Here is a 21,705-nt window from a genome sequence, read left to right as displayed (position 1 = left end):
GTCGCCGTGAAGGTGTCAGCTGACCTGGAGCGTCAGGTTCTTGGGCCAGTGGGCCTTGTTCAGATGGGCGAACAGGTTCTTGATGTCGGCGGGAGCGAGCTTGATGCACCCGTAGGACTTGTAGTTGCCGTGCCAGCGGCTGGCGCCGTTCTTGGTCATGTTGCTGTGGATGAACAGATCTCCGCGGGTGACAGGCTTCCCGTCGCCCTCGGGGCGGCAGGCCTTGTCCGCGAGGTGGATCGCGTACCCCTTGATCTTGCCGTTGCGGTTGGTCTGGTGCCCGAGGACCTTGTAGGTGCCGCTGGGCAGCCAACCGCGCTCCTTGGCACACTCGTTCGTGCTGCCCATGCCGGACCCGGCACGGTAGCGCTTCACCAGTCGGCCGTCGCGGTACAGGGCGAGCGTCGAGTGGTCCGTTCGAGACCAGTTCTTGGTGAACTTCAGCACGTACCCGCGCGTGGCGGGCGTGGTGCTGGTGCGCCCGGTGGCCAGGGCGTTCTGGGGAGCGGTGGCCAACGGCTGGGCCGGGCGCGCCGGTGAAGTGGTTCGGGTGTCGTGGGCGGCGGCGGTGCCGGCGGGTGCGGCCAGGCCGAGCGCGGAGAGGATCCCGGCGGAGGCGGCTGTGGCGGCGGCAACCCGCAGACTCGTGCGGTACTTCGCGTTCATGACGGTTAGTCCTTTCGTGTCATGTCTCCGGGCATGTCCGTGACGCGCCAGGACATGGCGCGGCCAGGGACTTCTCGGGAAGGGATGAGCCGGGGCGTTCTCACCGGCTGACGACAACCTTGGACCATGTCCCGGGCCGGATCTACCCTGTGCGCGTTACCGGCCATACCTGCATATACGCGGACCGCATGTATGGGGTCTGACCTGGTATTTCGAAATTCGACAGAGGGAGCGCGCCGGTGGGCACCGAGCCTCGGAACGACACCGACGGCGGCCAGGAGCCGACGCCCCCGGGAGTCGAGCTGGGGCGCACACTCAAACGCTGGCGCGAGGAGAGCAACCGGAGCCAGAACGCGGTCGCCAAGAAGCTGGGAGCCAGGCAGCCGACGGTCTCACGATGGGAGGCGGGGGCCACCCTCCCCACCGTCGAGGTGATCCAGGCGCTCTGGCGGATCCGCGCCCGGCCCGCTGACACGGCGCCCGACGACAGCGACGTCGAACTCGAGCAGGTCCTGGACCTGCATCGTCGCGCGGAGACGGAACGTGGCCGCGCTCCCAGGCCGGACTCGTCGAGGCCGGCCCCGGTATCGGCGAGCTCACCGACGGCGGTCGCGGTGCCTTCGGCGGAAGCCGGTACGAAGAGGAAGGCGCCGGCGATCCTCGCAGTCTCGGGAGTGGCCGTGGCCGTCGTGCTGGTGGTGGTGTTCCTGGTCCGGCACTTCGCCGGCTCCTCGCAAGCGGGAGGAACAGGGCTCCCTTCGGCGACGGCGGCGTCGGCCCGGCCCGCGCCACGGGCCACGTGCAGCGGCGCCTCCTGCACGTCTGTGGAGCCGACCACCACGGTGTGCGAGCAGGACGCGGCCACCGCGTACACCGGCCGCGGTTACGGAGTGCTCGTCGAACTGCGCCACAGCCCCCGGTGCCATGCCGCCTGGGCCAGGATGCATGGCACCTCGCCCGGGGACCGGGTCATGCTCACTTTCCAGCACGACGAAGAGACCTCGCAGGAGTACAGGCAGCAGACAGGGAAGACCGCCCACACCCCCATGGCCCACGTGGACGACCTCGCCGGCGTCCGGGCCTGCGCCATTGTCGAAGGCCGTGGCACCATCTGCGCCACCAAGGCCGCCTCCAGCACTGCCCAGCCGTGATCGCCGTACGGTACGGGCGGGTGCCCGGCTGGGACTTCCCTGTGCACCTGCCTTCCGAAGCGGATGGCGAGCGGTTGCGCTTGGAGGCGTCCGAGACCCGTGCCGGACGACGGCCCGTCGTCACGGCCGCCACGACCCCCGACGCGGAGTCCGGTCGCGGTCTCCTCCCTTGCAGTAGTCCTCCCCGGCAGCCAGGACCGAGATGACGTACCTCGGCAGGCCGTCGGCGTCGCGCTCGACCTCCTGGGATGTCTGTTCGGGTTGACCGACTGTCACCGCGTGGCGGACGAGCTCCGTGCGGTGCGGGGTCTGGGTGATGGCTACGACCTGGTGATCGTGCACCGGGATGCCGACGGGGTGTCTCCGCAGAAGCGGCACCAGGAGGTGGCGGATCTCTGTCGCGCGGGTGTCCTCGCTGACGTCGTGCCTGGACTTGTGGAATGCGGCTAGGATGGCATGTTCATAGCAAGCTAGGCTGCGGCCATGTTAGGCATCCTCCGACGTAAAAAGACCCGCCGGGAAGCCGCCGCAGCTCAGCAGTGGGAGCGTCTCCAGGCCTCCGCTCGGCAGCTGGGACCCGGCTTCCACATCGTCCAGGTGGACAAGGTGTACCAGCAGGCGAGGAACGGCTCCAAGGCGTACGTGATCTGGACTGAGACCGGCATGCGGCAGGACACCTGGTTCGAGGGGTGGGTGCCTCGGCCGGGATCCTTCATCCTGCTTCGGGGTTCTGTGGGCTACGGGCCGCACAACAACAACCCGAAGGTGCTGTACGTCGGTCCCGGCGGAGTGCACAGCACGGCGTCCGCCGACGCACTGAGCGCCTGGCAGCGTCAGCGGAACCGCCAGGCATGACCTGATGCTCCGCCGGACGATCCACCGGCGGAGCACATGGGCCACGTCACGGCAGCCAACGGCGCGCCTGCTCACGACTGACACGGGCAGCGTCGACGTACCAGAGTTTGTTCGGCTTGTCCCACCTGGCGCCGAGCTGCTTCTTCGCCTCGTCCCTCTCCGCGTAGGAGACGTCAAGGTACAGGCGTCCGTTGACCACGTCACCCGGGCTGGTGTCGCCCGACGATTGTGCGGCGGTGTCAGCCGTGCGGCCGGAACGGTCGGAGGTGCCGCCGGGCACGTCGGTGCGCCTCCCTGCCGCTCGCGGGTTCCACGCCGCCTTGTCCTTGCGGGCGGGTTCTATGACACGGCTGACCCGCTCGCAGGACGTGGGATCCGTGAACCGCATCATCAGGTCGGTGGGGCCGGTGTTCGCAAGCAGGTTGAGCGAACCGTGCCAGAGAACGGTGCTGTCAAGGATGAGAACCTTTTCGTGCATGCGTTCCCGGAAGTCCACCTCGCAGCCGACCGCCCGGAGTTCATCGATCCGCAGCTGGTGGCGATCAGCAGCGGCGTCGTCACGTTGCTCCTCCGCGGCCCGGGTGTAGACCACCACTCGGACTCCGTCGTCGACCCGCCGTCCCAGCAACGCGGACCATTTGCGGACCGGGTTCGGGTCGAGGAAGGGACAGTAGATCTCAATGCTGCTCGTCGCCTGCTCGATATCCCACTCCACGGCCTTGTAGACCTCGTCCGCCGGGAAAAAGGCCGGCCGCTGCAGTTCCTCCTCGGTGAGGGCAGAGAGCTGGGCGGCATCCCGGATGGGTACGAGTTGGTCGGCCGACATCACCTGGGCATGGCTCTCCAGGTGATCGAGCATCACTCGAGCCTCGCTATGCGGTGCCAGGTGCCGGCGCAGGTGCGCGAGATCGGCGACGACGATCAAGTGGTCCTGGGCGCGGCTGAGGGCGACGTTCAGGAGTCGGCAGGTGTGGGAGGAGAGCCCGGATCCCTTGTAGAAGAAGCCGGGGTCTTTGCCCGCACCGACGGCAGTGTCGAAGATGACGATCGGGCGCTGGCTTCCCTGGAACCGGTGGATCGTGTCGACGAGGCCTTCGTACTCTTCCCCGAAGCGGTACTTCAGGCTGCCCTGCAATGCCTTGACCTGCGCGCGGTACGGGGCGATGACGGCGAGCCGGTCCGTCGCACGCTCACCGTGCGGGACTTCCGTGCCCACCCATTTGCGGCCCGGGAGGACGTCCTCGTACTGGAGCCCGCGTACGAGTTCATGGACGACGGCCTCGTTCACCGTGTTGGCCTTGTTGTCGGGGCCCGCTATTCGCTGTTTGGAGGTATCGACGAGGATGACCGGTGAATCGACCAGCGCGTTGAAGGGGATGCGGCTGCGGTCGTCCCGGCCCGTCGCCAGTGGGGCGTCCGGGTAGGCGACGACGTTCACCACTTCACAGATCGGCTCGCGCATGCGGTACTGAGTGTCCAGGGACACCAGCCTGGGATCCTGTCGCACCGCCCCAGACGCGGTGACCAGGCCCGCAGCATGGAAGGCGTCCCGGGACGCCCACTGCCGGGAGTGCTCGCGCTCCTCCTCCGTTGCCTTCCGGTCACCCTCACCCTTGGTGACGGCGGGAAGTTGACGGAAGTCCCCGGCGACGACGACCCGCTTCCTGGCCAGGCCCGCGACCAGCCAGGCGGACGGCAGATCCACCATGCCGGCCTCGTCGATCACGACGACATCGACGCGGTCCAGCAGTTTCCGCGCCTGGACCGCCTTCGCGACGGTGGCCCCCATGACTCGGCACTTGGCACGCACGGTGTCCTGGATCTTCTTACGCTGACGATCGAGCTCGTCGAGCGCCTTCTGGGCGGCCTCCGCCTGCTTCACGAGAGCGGATCGTGCGGGGACTCCGGCGAGCCGTGGCCGAGCGGCGGTGAGGCGCCCGTTCAGCTCGTCGATCTCCTGACCGGCCTGGCTCGCTCGGCGCCTGGCGTCCCCGCGCAGTTGACGAGCGCCTCGGACGGCCGCGTCGGCCTGGATGAGCTCCGCCTGCAGGGCGGCCAGCTGAGCCTCCTTGCGCTTGACGAAGAGGCCACCGGGTGTGCCCTGCTGGTTGATCTTCACGCGCAGCTGTGCGGCCTGCGCCTCCGCTCGTAGCGCCGCCTGCTCGGCGGACGCACTCGATGCCGTGGCCTCGGCACGGGTCGTCCGGGCTGTCGCGAGCCGTTCCTCAAGGGACCGTACGTCGTCATGGAGGAGGATAAGGGCTCGTGTGTCCTTCAGGGACTGCGTCGCCTGAGTGAGGGCCTCATCCAACTGAGCGGAGACGCGGGCCGTGATCTGCGCGGTGTCCACGCATGCGCCGTACCGCTCACGCAAGGAGGCGACCTCGATGTCGCCCGCGCGCTGCACCAAGCCCTCAGCGAAGCCGTCCTGGGTCGCGAGGAGGTCGCAGATGCGCTCCAACGCCTGGTCCACCGCCACCTTGGTAGGCGCAAGGAAAAGGACGTTGAGTCCTTGGCGGTAGTTTCCCTCGACGATATGTCCGACGACATCCGTCTTTCCCGTTCCCGGCGGCCCCCACAGGAAGAGGATCTGGCTCGCCAATGCCTGCTCGATGGCCAGTTTTTGGCGGGAATTCATCCTCAGCGACTGCCAGTTCGCAATCCAGCGGTCAGGGGTGGGCTCGCGCTTGGTCAGCGGGGCACCCTGGCCGACGATCCATCCGGCGCTTTCCATGCGTATCGAGCTGTCCGCCGCTCCTGCCGATTCGAGGCGCTCGGCAAGGACAACCAGTCCCGCCGAATCATCCTGCCGAATCTGGGCATTGCGCACCGACTGCCCGAGATTCTCGGTGGCGGTGAGTCGCACGCTCCCGTCGGGCATCCGTGACGCTTCCGCCGGTGTCCAGGGACCGCGGGAGTGTGATGCCCGGACGAGCACCGGAACACCGTCCAGCGACTCGCGCCACTTCTTACAGACGAAGAGGTACTCGAAACGTTCGGTCTCGGAGGACACGAGGCGGCCGCCGGTGAGCGACACCTTCTGCGCATCGTTTCCGTCGCTGCGGCGCTCCGCCAGGATCTCCGACCGTACGGCCGCCAGCAGTTCGGTCACCGGGTAGGGCTTCCTGCCCTGTGTCATTCGCGTTTCCCCCGAATCCTCGCTGAACGCGTCCTGGGATCGACGCATCGACCAGCCAGCGGACTCTATGTGCCGCCCGGCGAGGGGCTGTCTGCTTTTGGTCACGTATCCCTGATGCGCTGGTTCACGGGGACCGGGGCGCCGTGCGGTGGCGGCGGGCGCCGAGCGGGCTGAGTTCGAAGGCCAAGCGCCCCAGCGCGACAAGGGCACCCTGCCCGAAGACGAGGATCAGCCACCACCCGACGTCCCAGTACCAGTTCTCGGTCCAGGGCTGTGTGATCGCCAGCGTCCCGATGAGCTGCGAGACAGCGATGACGATGCCCGTCCGCCGCTGCCGGGGGCAAAGGAACGGCAACATCGCCCAGAGCGCGGAGACCAGCACCAGACAGGGGACGAAGAACGGCAGACCGGACATGATGGGCCTCGATATCGGTAGAGAGCGCAGTCTGGCTACCGTCGCACCGGCGGGCCCCCGGTACCAGCTCGGCTGGATATTGCCCGGAACACGGCGGGCCCCTGGCAGCCCGCCGGGTGGGTCTGCCACATGCGCGGCCACACCCGCGCAGCTGGCCAGAAGGGCGTCCCTACTCCTGCACCAGATCCACCTTCAGCCATCAAATCTACGCAGGCCAGGACACCCTGATCCGGTGAACCGGCGCCCGGGGACGCAATGTCAGTGGCCAGGCCTAGCCTGTTTCGCATGTCGGCTCGCCCTCGCACCGGAACGTGCCCTCGCCCGCCGTCCCGGGCCGCGTTCGAACAGGACGGGGAACACAGTGGCGCGGGCAGCGCATCCGGCCCACTCCCCCGCGCCCCGATCACCGACCCGATAGGTTTCGTCCCATGCCTGGCCGTCTGCTCGAACTACACGTCGAGAACTTCCGCAGTCTTCGTGACGTGACCGTGCCGCTAGGTCCGCTCACCGTCTTAGTGGGCCCTAACGGAGCGGGTAAGTCCAACGTGCTGGAGGTGTTCGACTTCCTCGCCGACATCATCCGCACCGACCTCCAACCGGCACTCGACTCGCGCGGCGGATTCGACGAAGTGGCCTTCTGGGGCGGGAACAAACCACCGACGTCCATGCGCATCCAGCTCAAGGCGACCTGGACCAGCAACTCCACCCGCAACCAACCGGACGAGTACAACCTCACGATCCGACGCCGCTCGCTGCCGTCGAACCGGGACGGCAAGAGGTTGACCTACGCCCTCTCCCGCGAGGAGAGCTTCGCGTTCAAACGCAAGCAGGGGCGCGGCCGGCGCATCACCATCTCCGGTGAGGAAGCGCGCGTGGTCGACGAGCGAGCCGGGCAGACCAAGGACAGCGGCAGCTTCGGCATCAGGAGGTTGAGCAGCGGACTGTCCACGCTTCCCCGGCTCGGCCCCGCCGACGGCGGCGACGAGGTGACGCGGGTCGCCGACCGGCTGTCGTCGTTCCGGGTGTTCGACGTCGACGTGGCGGCGGCCAGGCAGCCGACACGCCTGCGCGGTGCGGACTTCGCCACCCTCTCGCCCCACGCCGAGAACCTGGCCGGATTCCTGATCCACCTCAGTGGTCGCGAGGAGACCTGGAACGACCTGGTCGCCGACGCCCGTACGGTCCTTCCGCAGTTGGAGAACATCGAGTTCGAGGAGGTCGGCGGGGCGACCGACCAACTGACCGTCGTGCTGCGCGAGCGTGGCCTGCGCCGCCTGACCCCTCTCGCCGATGCCTCCTACGGGACGGTCCGGCTGCTCGGACTGCTCGCGCTGCTCTACGACCCCAACCCCCCGGCGTTCACCTGCATCGAGGAGATCGACCATGGTCTGCATCCGCAGGCCCTGGAACTCGTCGTGCAGCGGCTGCGCGAAGCTGCCGAGCGGACGCAGTTCATCGTGGCCACCCACTCGCCCGCCCTCGTGAACCGGCTGTATCCGGAGGAGTTCGTCGTGTGCGACCGCGACGAGAACGGCGCGTCGATCATCCCGGCTCTCACGGTCGACGAGGTGAAGGACATCGTCGAGGTGTCCGGTGAACAGCCGCTCGGGGAGTTGTGGTTCTCCGGGGTGCTGGGCGGCGACCTCACCGGCGGTGAGCTGTGACCCCGAAGGGGCGGCAGAGCAGCGGGCGGGCGTCCCGGGCTCAGGATCGGGGCGTCATCGTGCTGGCCGGTGAGGATCAAAACGACTGCGAGATCCTGGCCGCCCTCATACGCGCTCACCGGCCCGACCTCGACGCGGCGGCCAAGCTGGTCCGCATCAACGACCCCGTGCGGCTGCGCAGGAAGTCCGGTCCGGACCTCACCTCCGCCGTCAAGGCACTGGCCGGCAAGGCACGGGCCAAGGCGCGCCAACAGCGCGCCGAGCTGCTCGGGTTCGTCGCCCACGAGGACCTGGACGGCTACACCGACGGCCAGTACGACCGGATTCGCAAGACGCTGACCGACGAGTTCGCGCGCCAGTGCCAGGAGTTCCGGACGGCCGTGGCGCTCGCCGCGTGGGAGAGCGAGGGCTGGCTGCTGCTCTTCCCGGAAGCCTTCCCGCATGTCCGTCCACGCTGGAAGGTCCCCGCTCAGCTGCTCGACAGGGACACCGGCCGCATCAAGGACGCCAAGGAGGAGCTCAAGCGAGGGCTCGGCCTGCCGGCCTTCCGGGAGAGCGACGGCCCCGCAGTCGCCCGCGAGGCGCTCAAGCACCGCCTGATCCCTTCCCCGCGCGGCACCAACCGCTCGTACGCCGACTTCGTCGGGGACCTCGCGGACTGGACCTGACCACCGGACCACGTGCCGCCGCAGGGGCGGTCGGAAACTGGCCGCGTATGTACGGCCATCACCGCAACCATCTGCCGCATTTGCCCTGTTGGGACTGTTTACCGAGGTGCGGGTTTCGACCAGGTGGGTACCGATGTCCGAGGTGGGCGTTATTTTTGGTACTGATCGTCATGGTGCCGACAACCGACTGCCACGGTGGTGCGCACCGGCGGTCCCGGTAACCGACTTGCCCGAAAGGTCCTCGTGAAGCCCACCCTGGCCGCCGCGCAACTCCGCGGCAGTCTGACGCAGTACCTCACGACGACGTACGCGCTGGCCGACGAGGACACACGGCTTGCGCTGGAGCGGTTCCTCGGGGATCCGGAGACGGGGATCTTCCGGGGGCCGTACCTGCGGATCAGGACGCCGTTCCACCCCGCCGACGACGGGTGGCGGTCGGCGCTGGAGTGGCAGCCGTCGTTCACGCCGTGGCGGCATCAGGCGAAGGCGTGGGAGCGGCTGAGCACGTTTAGGGGGGCTGCCGAGCCGACGCTCGTGACGACCGGCACCGGATCCGGCAAGACCGAGTCGTTCCTGATCCCCGTGCTCGACCACTGCCGGCGGCAGAAGGCACTGGGCCGGCGCGGGGTGAAGGCCGTGCTGCTGTACCCGATGAACGCGCTCGCCACCGACCAGGCCGGCCGAATCGGCGACTACCTGGCGCAGCCGGAACTGGCCCAGGTGACGGCCGGTCTCTACATCGGCGACAAACCGGACACGGACTTCCGGCGGGTGATGACACGGCGCGAGGAGATGCGCCAGTCGCCTCCGGACGTACTGATCACCAACTACAAGATGCTGGACCTGCTGCTGCAGCGGGCGGAGGACCGGCCGCTGTGGGACGGCGCGGACCCGGCGTACGTCGTGCTGGACGAGTTCCACACCTACGACGGCGCGCAGGGCACCGACGTGGCGATGCTGCTGCGGCGGCTGGCGTCCGCCGTGGGCGCCTCGAAGCCGGAGCGGCCGCTCGGTTCGATCTGCCCGGTGGCGACCTCGGCGACCCTCGGTGAGGGCGGGGGCGACACCGGTGGCATCCTCACCGTCGCCGAGCAGGTGTTCGGTGTGCCGTTCGGTCCGGATTCCGTGATCGGTGAGGAGCGGCTGAACGCCGACGACTTCGTCGGCGACATCGACTACGAACTGCCCGAGCCTCCCGGTCCCCAGGAAGTCATCCAGGTCTCGGGCGGGCCGGGCGTGGAGTCCGATCCGGACCGGCTGGACCTGGACGGGCTCACCGAGCGGTTGCTGGGGCGGCGCGGCCTGGACGCCTTCCAGATCGGGCGGCTGCTGAAGAAACACGACTTCACCCACGGTGTGCTCGCGCTGCTGAACGGTGAGCCGCTCGACGAGTGGGGGCTGCGGGACCGCATGGCCCGTTTCGGATACGCCTGGGCGCGCACCGCGCGGGAGAACCCGCGGCTCGCGCTGGAGGCGCTGTCGCGGTTCGTGGCGCTGCTGTCGTCCGCGCGGGACCCGGAGTCCGACGAGCGCCGGCCGCGTCCGCTGCTGCACATCGAGGCGCACCTGTGGGTGCGGCCGGTGGGCCGGGTACTGAGCGGGGTGGGCACCCGGCCGGAGTTCCGCTGGTACGAGGACGAGCGGGCCGTCGCGCGGCGCTCCGCGCTCACCGCGGCGTCCGCGTCCGAGGAGCCGTCCGACAGCGACGAATGGCCGACGGCGGACTCGCGGCGACCGCAGGCGCTGCCGGGTTCGGACACCGTGCAGCGGCCGGCCCAGGCGCATCTGCCGGCGATCTACTGCCGCGTGTGCGGCCGCTCGGGCTGGGCGGCCCTGTCCCCCGAGGCCGACCCGCAGAAGTTGGAGACCAGCCCGCTGCGGATCTGGCAGGCCGCCGTCGGGCGCGACAAGCGGCGGCTGCGGTACTTCATCTCCGCGACGCCGGCCGAGGCGCGGGACGCCCTCGCGGCGCTCACCGGCACCGCGCCGAAGCAGGCGGGCGGCGTCGACCCGCAGTCGGTGGTGGTGCTGGACGGCGCGCAGAGCACCTACCGCATGCCCGTCGCCGAGGACGGGGACGGACTGCAGGACGCCTGGTTCGCGCGGGCCATCCTCGACAAGAAGACCGCCGACCAGGCCGCCAAGGACGACACCTGCCCGGCGTGCAACACCGACAACGGCATCAGGTTCCTCGGTACCGCGCTCGCCGCGCTGGCCTCCGCCACGGTCACCCAACTGTTCACCGGCGGCCAGGAGATCGCGCTGGCGCCGGAGGAGCGCAAGACGCTGCTGTTCAACGACTCCACCCAGGACGCGGCGCACCGGGCCGGGTACGTCGCCAACGCCTCGTACAAGTTCTCGCTGCGCTCGCTGCTGGCGCACCAGTTGGACGACACCGGTGCGCCGCTGCCGCTCAACGACCTCATCGGCGACGTCCTGGACTCCGTGGACGACGCGCAGACGCTGGCCGCGGTCGTCCCGCCGGACCTCCACGACGAACCGGGCGTGGACCGGCTCCTGTCGGGACACGGCACCGGGGACGCACGGACGTGGAAGCTCATCGGGGAACGGCTCGCGTTCGCGACCGTCATGGAGTTCGGGCTGCGCTCGCGCCTCGGGCGCACCCTGGAGCTGACCCGGACCACAGCCGCGGAGGTGATGATCGCCGACCCGGACCGGATCGTCGCGCTCGCCCGCGACCTGCACCTCATGCTGCCGGGACAGCTGGGGTTCGACGGCGGCCTGCCCACGCCCGACCGGTACCTGGCGTACGTGCGGGGGCTGCTGGAGCGGCTGCGGTTGCGCGGCGGCGTCCGGCACCGGTGGCTGGACACCTGGCTCAAGGAAGCGGGCGTCAACCAGTACCTCATCTCCGGGCAGCGGCCGGAGGGAATGCCCGCCTTCCCCGAGGGGTACGTGGCACCGCCGAGGTTCCTGCTCGCCGGCCCCAAGGAGAAGACGAAGTTCGACACGATCACCGGTCGCGGCAACTGGTACCAGGACTGGACCCGGCGCTGCCTCGGCCTGGACGCGCCGCAGGCGACCGAGTATCTGCGCAGGCTGCTGCCCGTCCTCGCGGACGAGGGCGTGCTGTCGGTGCGCACCGCCAAGGACCGCACCACCCGCGTGTATGGGTTGCAGCCGGGCCACATCCACGTGCGTCTCCTGTCGGACGACCTGGTCAACAAGGCGTTCGTGTCCTGCGAGGAGTGCGGCTGGCAGCAGGTGGTGCCGCCCGAACGGCGCACCCGCTGGTACGGGCACCCCTGCCCGCGCTGGCGCTGCACCGGCGTCCTCACCCCGCCCCAGTACGGCATGTCCTCGACCGGGGCGGGCAGCGGCGGCTTCGGCGGGAAACTGGAGCGCGACTACCGGGCCGACTACTACCGCCGCCTGTATCTGACCGGAGGCACCTACCGGGTCGTCACGGCCGAGCACACCGGCATGCTGACCCGGCCCGAACGGGAGCGTGTGGAGCGGACGTTCCGGCAGGGCGTCCACTACACCGACCCCAACGTGCTGTCCTGCACGCCCACCCTGGAACTGGGCATCGACATCGGCGACCTGTCGGCCGTACTGCTCGGCTCACTGCCGGGCGGCCCGGCGAACTACGTGCAGCGTGCCGGACGCGCCGGACGCAGGACCGGCAACGCCCTGGTGGTCGCCTTCGGCGGGCGCCGGGCCCGCGACCGCTACTACCTGGACGACCCGACCGAGATGATCGCCGGTGACATCGTGCCGCCGGGCTGCTATCTGTCGGCCGTCGAGATCCTGCGCCGCCAGTACACGGCGCATCTGCTGGATCGGGCGGCGCGCCGCGAACTGACCACGGCGGACGGCGAACCGCTCATGCCGGTGCCGCGCCTGTCGTCGGCGCTGTTCGGCACGACCGGCTGGTGCCAGGACCTGTCCGACGCGGCGCTCACCCACGGGGCGCGGCTGGTGGAGGAGTTCCTGGCGCTGTTCCCGCAGGCGCCCGGCGGCCCGGACGACGACCGGGGGGTGTCCGCGCACGCCGCGGACGAGCTGCGCGCGTACGCCACCGGCGGCATCGCGCGGACCCTGCAGGAGGCCGAGGAGGGGTGGACGGCGCGCCGTGAGGAGCTGCGCCGGCGCATCGCCGCCATCGACACCGCGGTGGACGGGCTGCTCGCCGAGGACCGTGAGCAGGGCGCGGAGCGGCGTGAGCTGCTCGCGGAACGGCGCGCCACGGGCGAGTTGCTGCGCGAACTGAGCCAGGCCAGTGCGCACGGTGCTCTCGTGGAGCTGGGTCTGCTGCCTAACTACAGCCTCACCGACACGACTACGTCGCTGGAGGCCACGCTCTACTGGAAGGAGGCGTCCGAGGACGACAAGGGCACGGAGGCCCCGGAGGGCGACGACGAGCGCCGGGAGTGGGTGTACCGCAGCGAGGTCCGCGACTACGAGCGGTCCCGCAAGCTGGCCCTGACCGAACTCGCGCCCGGCAACAGCTTCTACGTCAACGGCTACCGGCACGTCGTGCGCGCCCTCGACATCGGCAGCCCCGAACGTCGCGCGTGGGCGCTGTGGCGCCTGTGCCCGGCCTGCGGTTACACGCGCACGCACGGCGACCCGAAGAACGACACCTCGCCGTGCCCGCGGTGCGGTTCGCGGGAGATAGCCGACGCGGGCTGTGTGCACCACGTACTGGAACCCCGGCGCGTGATGTCCCGGGACAAGCGGGACGACGCCCGGGTGCGGGACGACCGCGACGAGAGGGACCGCAGACGGTACGCGGTGCTCACTACGGTCGACATCGACCCTGCGCATCTGGCGGCCGGGTCGTGGCGGCACGACACCGCGGTCTTCGGCGCCGACTTCACGCGCAAGGCCGTCGTCCGCACCCTGAACCTCGGGGTGGACCGGCAGGACGGCAGCAGCACGGTTCCGCTGGCCGGGGACGACGTGCGCCTGAACCCGTTCTACGTGTGCACGAGTTGCGGTGGGGCGACGGCCGACGGGCGGCCGGTCGTCGACCAGTCGCAGCACGCGCTCACCGCCTCGCTTGCCCGCTCCACCCGCGCGAGCGCCCACCACCAGCTGTGGTGCCCGCGCCGACGGCTGCGCGGCAGCGGGGAGGAGCAGGGCGCCGGACTGGACGTGCCGCTGCTGCTGGCGCACGAGCTGACGACGGAGGCCGTCCGCATCCTGCTGCCGGCGTCCGTGGCGCGAGCCAAGGAGCGGCTCGCCTCATTCACCGCCGCGCTGTTCGCGGGCATAGCCGCCCGCTACGGCGGCGACCCCGACCACATCGACATCACCTCCGCCTCCATGCCGGACGGCGAGGACCGCGACTGGCCGCGCCGGTTCCTCGTGGTGTACGACAGGCTGCCCGGCGGCACCGGTTACCTGCACCGCCTGGCGACCTCGGAAGGATTCCGCGAGGTCCTGCTGAAGGCTCGCGAGGTGATCGAGAGCTGCGGCTGCCTGGAGAAGGGCCTCGACGGCTGCCACCGCTGCCTGCTGCGCCGGGTGCCACCGGCCGACTACGACAAGGTCAGCCGCAACGAGGTCCGGCAGATGCTCGACGAACTGCTCGGCGCGGACGGCGAGCGCTGGTCCAGCTCACCCGTCACCACCACCCAGCACATCCCCATGCACCGGCAGGCCGAAAGCGACCTCGAAGTCCTGTTCATCGACACGCTGCGGGAATGGGCCGGGCTGCCCGAGAGCCGTGCCAGCGGCGACGCCTACATCACGCCGGCCGGCACCCACGCGCTGGACCTGCGGCTGACCGCGGCCGACGGCACCACTCTGAGCTGGCGGGTGTCACAGCAGCGGGCCCTCGACGGCACCCGCCCCGACGTCCTCTTCGAACGGGTCGACGCGCCCGGCCCGCGCGTGGCGGTCTACCTGGACGGCTACGAGTTCCACGCCGGCCGCGAGCACAACCGGGTCGGTGACGACGCCGACAAGCGCACACGGCTGCGCGCGGAAGGGCTCAGGGTCTTCCAGCTCACCTACGGCGACGTGAAGGACTGGCAGCGCCGCGTCCGGGACATCGGCCACGCGGGCGCTGGACCGGCCGACCCGGTGTGGGAGCCGTACGGTGACCAGGCCCGCGGCAAGGCCCGCGACTACTACGCCAAGGTGCGGGGCGGGCTGCCCGGGGAGCTCGCGGAGACGGTGTGGGTCAATCCGGCCGTGCAGCTCGTGAAGTATCTGCGCCGGCCAGACGCGGAGCGCTGGCAGTGGCGCGCGGAGGCCGCCCTGGCGGGCTTCATGGGCGCCGGGACCCGTCCGGTCGCGTTGCCGCCGAACGTGCTCGGCAAGCAGATCACGGCGGCGCTTCGCGGCGGAACCCCCGCGGGACCACGCGGCCCCGTGCAGCTGTTCAGCGTGACCGACCGCTCGGGGCTGCCGCTGGTCTTCGCCGCGGACGGCCGGGCGAAACCCCCCGCCTGGACCGGCATCGTCCTCCTCGACGACGCACCCGGCGTCCACGCCCAGGAGGAAACGCACAAGCGCCGCTGGCGGGCCTGGCTGTACTGGTCCAACCTGCTGCAGTTCCTGGACACCGGCGGCGGTGACGCCGTCCAGCTGACGACCAGCCGCCTCGACGGATTCCCTGTCGAGACCCTGGCAGTCACGGGCGGCAGCGGCGTCCTGAAAAGCGTCCGCGCCACGCTCGCCACCACCGCGACCGCCGTGGGCTCACCTGCGCCGGCCCGGACCGCCGTACCGACACCGCAGGCCCGGGCCGCCGCGGAGGTCTCCGCCGCGGGCAGCGCCCCGCAGGTCAGGGACGCGGCATGGGATCAGGTCATCGAATACCTCGACCCGGACGAGCCCGGTCTGCTCGCACTCGCCGAGGCTCTCGCCGCGCGCGGTGTCCCGGTTCCCGAGGACGGTTACGAGCTCGACGAGAACGGCTGGCTGGCCGAGTTGGCCTGGCCCGCCGCACGCGTCGGTGTCGTCCTCGCCCCGCGCCCGCCGGAGGGCGAGGACGAGGACCCGGAGGCCGCCGACCGCGACCGCGCGTTCGCCGCGGCCGGCTGGGAGGTGCGGCCCGCCGGCGACTGGACCGCCGACGACATCGCAGTCCGCCTCGACGGCGCACAACCATCCGGCGACCAGAAGGGTCGTAACCAGCCGGACGGCACCACCACGGAGAACGGGGAGAACGAACAGCCGTGACCGGCAAGAACGTGACGCTGCGCCTGCTCGACAAGGCGGACCGGGAGATCCTGAAGCTCCCCCGCCCGGTCAAGGGGGCCATCTACGACTTCCAGCACAAGTTCAAGACCAACCCCGACTCCGCGGGACTGCGTCTCAAACAGTTGCAGGGCCACGACAAGCTGTACTCGGCGCGCGTCAACGACGAGTACCGGGCCCTGCTGCTCCGCCTGGCCGACGACAACTGGCTGATCGTCTCGGTCAAGCACCGCAAGGACGTGTACGCACATCTGGACCGGCTCACGTACTCGGTCAACCGCGTCACCGGTGGCATCGAGTACGTAGACCTGCAGGTCGTGCAGGAGGAAGTGCTCAGTCCCGCGCCGCCGCGGAGCACCGCACCCGCCGAGTCGGCCCGTCCCGCCGAGCCGGCCGCTCCCGAGCCGCTGTTCGCGAACTGGTCGGAGCAGCAGCTCACCGACCTGGGTGTGGCGCCGTCTCTGATCCCGGTCGTCGCCGCCTTGACCACCGAGGACCAGCTCCTCGGACTCGTCGAGTACGCGCCGCAGCTCTCCGGGGAGGTGCTGCTCGCGCTGTACGACGGCAAGGAGTACGACGACGTCCTGGAGCAGGTCACCGCCCCCGTGGCGGCGCCTGAACCCGTGGACCCCGAAGACTTCCGGGCTGCCGTCGAACGTCCCGCCACCATCGTCACCACGACCGACGACGCGCTGCGCGAGGCGCTGGAGGGCGAGGACTTCGGGCGCTGGAAGGTGTTCCTGCACCCCACCCAGGCCAAGCTGGTCACGCGGGACTACAGCGGCCCAGCACGTGTGGGAGGCGGGCCGGGCACCGGCAAGACGATCGTGGCGCTGCACCGCGTCAAGCACCTGGTCGAGCAGCTCCCGGCCGGCCGGAACAAGCCCATCCTGCTGACCACCTACAACAAGAACCTCGCGGCCGACCTGCGGTCCCGGCTGCTGGCTCTCGGCGGTGAGGCACTGCTGTCCCGCGTCGAGATCAGTCATGTCGACCAGCTCGCGCTGCGTACCGTCCGGGAGGCGGAACCGGGCAACCGCAAGCGGATCGTCGACGAGGCGCAGGCGGTCCGCGAATGGCGCTCACTCCTCGACGAACTCGGCGAGGACGGATGGGACGCGGAGTTCCTGCACGACGAGTGGACGCAGGTGATCCTCGGCCAAGCCGTGACCTCCCGCACGGACTACTTCCGTGCCCGCCGCGCCGGACGTGGACGCACGGTCAGCCGTGCCGAACGCGCCGAGATCTGGCAGCTCGCCGAGCGGTTCACCCAGCGCCTGGACCGGCTCGGCATCCAGACGTGGGATCAGGTCGCGGAGCGGGCAGCCCAGCTGGAGGCGGAACGCGCCCGACGCATTCAGGCCATCGACCGTCAGCGGGAGGAAGCGGGCGGCTTCGACAACGTCCACGTGGCCGACGGTTCGGGAGGCTGGCTGCGCTACCGGTACCGGCACATCGTGGTCGACGAGGCTCAGGACCTGCGGCCCGCGCACTGGAAGATGCTGCGTGCGATGACCGCTCCGGACCGCAACGACCTCTTCCTGGTCGGTGACACCCACCAGCGCATCTACAAGAACCAGGTGACCCTCGGCAGTCTCGGCATCAACATCCGCGGCCGGTCGTCGAAGCTGTCACTGAGCTACCGCACCACCCGGCAGATCCTGCGCTCCGCGCTGAACGTGCTCGGCGACGAGACGTACGACGACCTCGACGGCAGCACCGAGACATTGGCCGGGTACCGGTCCGTGCTCAGTGGCGCCGTTCCGGATCTGCACCGGCTGAGCGACTGGCAGGACGAGCGTGAGGCGATCGCCGTGCTGATCGAGTCCTGGGGCCAAGTGCCGCACGAACAGATCGCGATCGCCGTACCGACCAACCAGATGGCGAGCGAGGTCGCGTACGCGTTGGCCCAGCACGGCATCCGGGCGCTGGAGATCGGCCCGGACGGGCCCCGCGGCGACAGTGGCGTCCACATCGGCACGATGTTCCGGTTCAAGGGTCTCGAATACCAGCGCATGATCATCGCTGGTGTGACCGACGGACTGATGCCGCGTGCGAGCGTCCAGCAGCGGCGGACCACGGACCCGGCGCGCTACCGGCTGGAGATGCAGCGCGCCCGCTCCTTGCTCTTCGTGGCGGCCACGCGCGCCCGGGACAGCCTGGACGTCTTCTGGCACGGGGAACCGAGCCCGTTCCTCAAGGAACTGATCAAGGTTCGGCCGCCCGTCGCGGCATGACCGACGCCTGGGCTAGTGCCGCGGTTCGCTCCGGCTAACGCAGCACGACCGGTCCATGGGGTACGAGGAACGGCCGCCGGGGATCCTCCGGCGGCATCATGCGGATCGCGAGTGCCGGATCAGGAACCGGCAGGTACGGGGCAAGGGCCGCGTACACTTCCGCCGCACCGCCGGGACGACCCTCGGGACGCTTGGCGAGCAGTGCTTGCAGCAGGTCCTGCAGCGCGGCCGGGGCCTCGGCACCGCAGTCGGCCAACCGGGGCGGGGACGCGGTGAGGTGCTGGGTCACCAGCTCGGCGGGACCCTTGCCATGGAAGGGAGGCCGGCCGGTGAGCATGTGGTGCAGCAGGCACCCCACCGCGTACAAGTCGCTGCGACCGTCCAATGGTTTCTCGCCGGCCAAGAGCTCGGGCGACGCGTAGGACACATTGCCGAGCGTTTCGCCCGTCATGGTGAGCCGCGGGTCGGTGTCGGAGAGGACCTTCACGAGACCGAAGTCAAGAATCTTCACCAGACCGCTCGTGCGGACCATCACGTTCTGGGGCTTGAGGTCGCGGTGGACCAGGCCGGCCGCATGCGCGGCGGACAGCCCCGAGCACGTTTGCGCGGCCACGGAGACGGCCGCGGGCACGGACAGGCGCCCACCGTCGGCGCCGTCGATGACGTTGTCGAGGGTCGTCCCGTCGACGAGCTGCATCACCAGGCAGCAGATGTCCTCTGTGACGGCGGCGTCGTACACGGTGGTGATGTTGGCATGGTCCAGACGAGCGGCGGCCTTGGCCTCCCTCTCGAAGCGCGCCAGGGCGGTGGGGCGCCAGTCCGGTAGGGCCAGAAGATCCGCAGCAACGGTCTTGACCGCCACCGGCCGCTCCAGATACACGTCGGTCCCCTGCCAGACATGCCCCATCGCTCCTCTGCCCAGAATCCGGTCCAGCCGGTACCTGCTGCGCAGAATCTTGCCCGCGGCGAACTGCTCCACGTTCACTTCCCTCGGTGAGCTCCAGTGGCATGTCGATGCGCGGAAAGCCTGGCAGAGGCCGCCGTCTACAGCCCGCACAGAGGAACGCGACCAGTCTCGCGCGCACCAGGAAGATTCTCCTGGAGAGCGGAGACCAGCCCTCACGGGGGTGATGCCTGGTCACCCGAGTGGTGAAGCGGCAGGTTACGCGCTACCGAGCGCTCTGCAAGAGATTCCCTGTGACAGTGACGGTCCAGAACGTAGATCGCCCGCTGTCTGCTGTTCGTCGCCTGCACACGGACGCGGGACAGCCTTTCCGTCTCACGGTCGGGCGAGCCGAGCACCTTCCTGGCCAAGGCGGGCGTCACCGCCGCCTGAGTCCTCAAAGCCCCGTCACCACGCCGAAGAGCACGGTCGTTTCGGCCAGCACGGCGCCCTCCTCTGCGTCCCCATGCACGCCGCACCCCATGGACGCCCTCCCTGACGGACCTCGGTAATCACCACCCCAATAAAGACAGGAGATTGACACTGCTTTCACTGACGTGGTTAGGTATTCATGCTTCCGATGGTGGCTACGGGACGCCTGAGCACTCGTCAACACATGCCCGAGGGGATCCCCAGCGCCAACGCGTTGCCCCTGTCGACGCCCCGCCACCGGACTCCATGACCTCTGGTCCAAAACCCGTTCCCACAGAGCCGGGCATTCGGTTCTGTCACACGTCAGGAAAACCGTGAAGATCAAGCGCGTCCTCATCGAGAACTTCTGCTGCCTTCGCAGCCTCGACGTCTCCTTCGACCCCATCACCTCGCTCATCGGCCCGACGGGTGTCGGTAAGTCCACCGTGCTGCGCGCCCTGGACTGGTTCTTCAACGGCGAGAAGGGCCGCAACCTCGGTGAGGAGGACGTCCATTCGGCGGCGGAGACCAAGCGGATCCGCGTGGAGGTCGAGTTCGACGGTCTCACCGCGTCCGACCGTGCCGCGCTCGGCCACTACGCGCCGGGAGGCGTGGAGAGCCTGCGTATCTGGCGCACCTGGGAGAACGGGGAGGACCGGATCACGGGCAAGGCCCTCGCCTATCCCCCCTTCGAGCAGATCCGGCAGAGCGCCGGCAACCGGGAGAAGACGGCCGCGTACAAGGCTTTACGTGACCAGGACCCGGCACTCGGCCTGCCCGCCGTCCGCAGCTGGGACGCCGCCGAGGCGGAGATGCGGGCCTGGGAGGCGGCGCACCGGGAGCGGCTCACCGAAGCCGAGGTCGAAGGCACGCACTTCTTCGGCTTCGCCGGCCAGGGACTGCTCGGCAAGCTGATCGACTTCGCCTTCATCTCCGCCGACCTGCGCGCCTATGAGGAGACCGACGACAACAAGGCCTCCGTGGTGGGCCGGATCCTCGAGCACGCGGTCGACCGCTCAGAGGCGGAAGCCCAGTTCACGGCCATCGACGAGGGCGCCCAGGTGGCCCGCGAGAAGGTGCACGAGGAGATTTACGGCCCGGTGCTCGCGAAGTTGTCCGGCGCCCTCTCCCAGGAGGTCGGCCGGTTCACCACCGGGCGGCACGTTGTCGTCACGCCGACGGCCCACGTCCCGAAGCGGGCGAGGACCGCTTTCGCTGTCAACATCCGCGACGGCGCGGCCCTCACGCCGGTACGGCGACAGGGGCACGGATTCCAGCGCGCGCTGATCATCGCCGCGCTCAGGTACCTCTCGGAGTGCCGCCGTCCCGAGAGCGGCACACGTTCCCTGTGCCTGGCGATCGAGGAGCCTGAGCTTTTCCAGCACCCGGCACAGACCAGGGTTTTCGCGCAGGTACTGCGTAGCCTGGTCGAGTCGGCCGAGGACCAGACCCAGGTGATGTACGCGACGCACAGCCCGGTGTTCATCGACCCGAGCGACTACCAGCAGGTCCGCAGGCTGTACCGCGCCGTTGGCGGCGACCACCCCGATGTGTGCCTGCGCGGGCTCACCGAGGAGGAGCTGCGGCAGTCGCTTGACGGCCATGTGAAGGAAAAGTCGATCGCCCGACGGGGGACTACCCGCTACGTGAAGAATCTTGCCGAGGCACTGTTCGCCAACGTCGCCGTCGTGGTCGAGGGCGCGACGGACGAGAGCGTGCTCGTCGCCTTCGCGGAGCGTCAGGGATTCCACCTCGGAGCCGAAGGCATCTGCGTAATGAATGCGGAAGGCAAGGACAACATGATCCTCTGCCACGCCATCCTCTCGGGCTTCGGTGTCCGCTGCTACCTCGTCTTCGACGCGGACACCGGGCCGAAGAATCTCACCGATCCTCAGAAGGAGGACAGGGTGCGGGAATCGGCAGGAAAGAACACGAAGATCCTCGGCTACTTGGGAGTTCCGGCCGAGGCACGTCCCACTACCAGGTGTGAAGCGACCCACACTGTCTTCGAGGACGACCTCGACACGTACCTCAAGGACCACTGGCCTGCATGGAACGCGCACCGCCAGGAGTTGATCGCGCAGGGCATCGGGTACGTTGACGGCAAGCACGTGCCGACGTACGCGGAGGCCGCGCGCTCCGCCGACGGCGAACCGAAGCTGCTTCACGCGCTGCTGGAGAACGTGAGGGACATGGCCGCGCAGCCGACGCCCCGGACGTAGCCCCACTTGGCCGCCCTGGTCGCGGTCTCCTTGGGGCCGACACCGTACGTCCCGCGGATCAGCCGGACCCCGGGCGCTCCCGCCCTCGAATCCGCCGCCGAAGCCGGGCGGGCCGGCCAGGCCGGCGATTTCGCCGCACTCACCCCACGGCGCGCCAG

General features: G+C 69.6%; 11 protein-coding genes. 7 read left to right on the top strand and 4 right to left on the bottom strand.

Going from position 1 to position 21,705, the window contains the following annotated elements:
• Positions 1 to 15 precede the first annotated feature (15 nt).
• Positions 16 to 666 (bottom strand): L,D-transpeptidase, encoded by a 651-nt coding sequence (locus ABZ818_RS03020; RefSeq protein ID WP_361409863.1) that lies wholly within the window; start codon positions 664 to 666, stop codon positions 16 to 18.
• Between the two features lie 239 nt (positions 667 to 905).
• Here ABZ818_RS03020 and ABZ818_RS03015 point away from each other — a divergent pair, with 239 nt between their 5' ends.
• Positions 906 to 1,817 carry a DUF2690 domain-containing protein gene (locus ABZ818_RS03015; RefSeq protein ID WP_361409860.1) on the top strand — a complete coding sequence of 304 codons (912 nt, stop codon included), beginning with the start codon at positions 906 to 908 and terminating at the stop codon, positions 1,815 to 1,817.
• Positions 1,818 to 2,300: 483 nt separating this feature from the next.
• Positions 2,301 to 2,672: a hypothetical protein gene (locus ABZ818_RS03010; RefSeq protein WP_361409857.1), complete on the top strand. Its 372-nt coding sequence runs from the start codon at positions 2,301 to 2,303 to the stop codon at positions 2,670 to 2,672.
• A 46-nt stretch (positions 2,673 to 2,718) separates the two neighbouring features.
• Here the strand turns inward: ABZ818_RS03010 and ABZ818_RS03005 are convergent, their stop codons facing one another.
• Together ABZ818_RS03005 and ABZ818_RS03000 are read right to left on the bottom strand one after the other, a co-directional pair.
• Positions 2,719 to 6,015: an AAA domain-containing protein gene (locus ABZ818_RS03005; protein WP_361409854.1), complete on the bottom strand. Its 3,297-nt coding sequence runs from the start codon at positions 6,013 to 6,015 to the stop codon at positions 2,719 to 2,721.
• Complete coding sequence (locus ABZ818_RS03000) at positions 5,936 to 6,226, bottom strand: hypothetical protein (RefSeq protein ID WP_361409851.1); 291 nt, start codon at positions 6,224 to 6,226, stop codon at positions 5,936 to 5,938. Before ABZ818_RS03000 ends, ABZ818_RS03005 begins: the two co-directional genes overlap by 80 nt.
• 428 nt (positions 6,227 to 6,654) lie before the next feature.
• Here ABZ818_RS03000 and ABZ818_RS02995 point away from each other — a divergent pair, with 428 nt between their 5' ends.
• The 4 genes from ABZ818_RS02995 to ABZ818_RS02980 all read left to right on the top strand — a co-directional run bounded on the left by ABZ818_RS02995 (position 6,655) and on the right by ABZ818_RS02980 (position 17,971).
• Entirely contained in the window at positions 6,655 to 7,890 is a 1,236-nt protein-coding gene (locus ABZ818_RS02995; protein ID WP_361409848.1) for an AAA family ATPase, read from the top strand.
• A 59-nt stretch (positions 7,891 to 7,949) separates the two neighbouring features.
• Entirely contained in the window at positions 7,950 to 8,558 is a 609-nt protein-coding gene (locus ABZ818_RS02990; protein WP_361409845.1) for a hypothetical protein, read from the top strand.
• Positions 8,559 to 8,801: 243 nt separating this feature from the next.
• Positions 8,802 to 15,716 (top strand): DEAD/DEAH box helicase, encoded by a 6,915-nt coding sequence (locus ABZ818_RS02985; RefSeq protein ID WP_361409842.1) that lies wholly within the window; start codon positions 8,802 to 8,804, stop codon positions 15,714 to 15,716.
• Positions 15,713 to 17,971, top strand: a complete 2,259-nt coding sequence (locus ABZ818_RS02980) for a UvrD-helicase domain-containing protein (protein WP_361409839.1) — start codon at positions 15,713 to 15,715, stop codon at positions 17,969 to 17,971. Before ABZ818_RS02985 ends, ABZ818_RS02980 begins: the two co-directional genes overlap by 4 nt.
• Positions 17,972 to 18,005: 34 nt before the next feature.
• Here the strand turns inward: ABZ818_RS02980 and ABZ818_RS02975 are convergent, their stop codons facing one another.
• On the bottom strand, positions 18,006 to 18,950 hold the full coding sequence (locus tag ABZ818_RS02975; RefSeq protein ID WP_361409836.1) for a serine/threonine-protein kinase: 945 nt from the start codon (positions 18,948 to 18,950) through the stop codon (positions 18,006 to 18,008).
• 710 nt (positions 18,951 to 19,660) lie between these two features.
• Between ABZ818_RS02975 and ABZ818_RS02970 the strand changes: the two genes are divergently transcribed.
• A complete protein-coding gene (locus tag ABZ818_RS02970) occupies positions 19,661 to 21,547 on the top strand; it encodes an AAA family ATPase (RefSeq protein WP_361409833.1) in 1,887 nt (628 codons plus the stop codon).
• Positions 21,548 to 21,705: the final 158 nt, after the last annotated feature.

Source organism: Streptomyces sp. NPDC047453 (assembly GCF_040643155.1).
Lineage (GTDB): Bacteria > Actinomycetota > Actinomycetes > Streptomycetales > Streptomycetaceae > Streptomyces.
The sequence above is the reverse complement of the archived record's forward strand: the minus strand, read 5'-3'. Positions and strand labels throughout refer to the sequence as shown.

Coding starts and splice junctions, on each gene's coding strand:
- ABZ818_RS03020 (WP_361409863.1), bottom strand. CDS start 666: ATGAACGCGAAGTACCGCACGAGTCTGCGGGTTGCCGCCGCCACAGCC.
- ABZ818_RS03010 (WP_361409857.1), top strand. CDS start 2,301: ATGTTAGGCATCCTCCGACGTAAAAAGACCCGCCGGGAAGCCGCCGCA.
- ABZ818_RS03000 (WP_361409851.1), bottom strand. CDS start 6,226: ATGTCCGGTCTGCCGTTCTTCGTCCCCTGTCTGGTGCTGGTCTCCGCG.
- ABZ818_RS02995 (WP_361409848.1), top strand. CDS start 6,655: ATGCCTGGCCGTCTGCTCGAACTACACGTCGAGAACTTCCGCAGTCTT.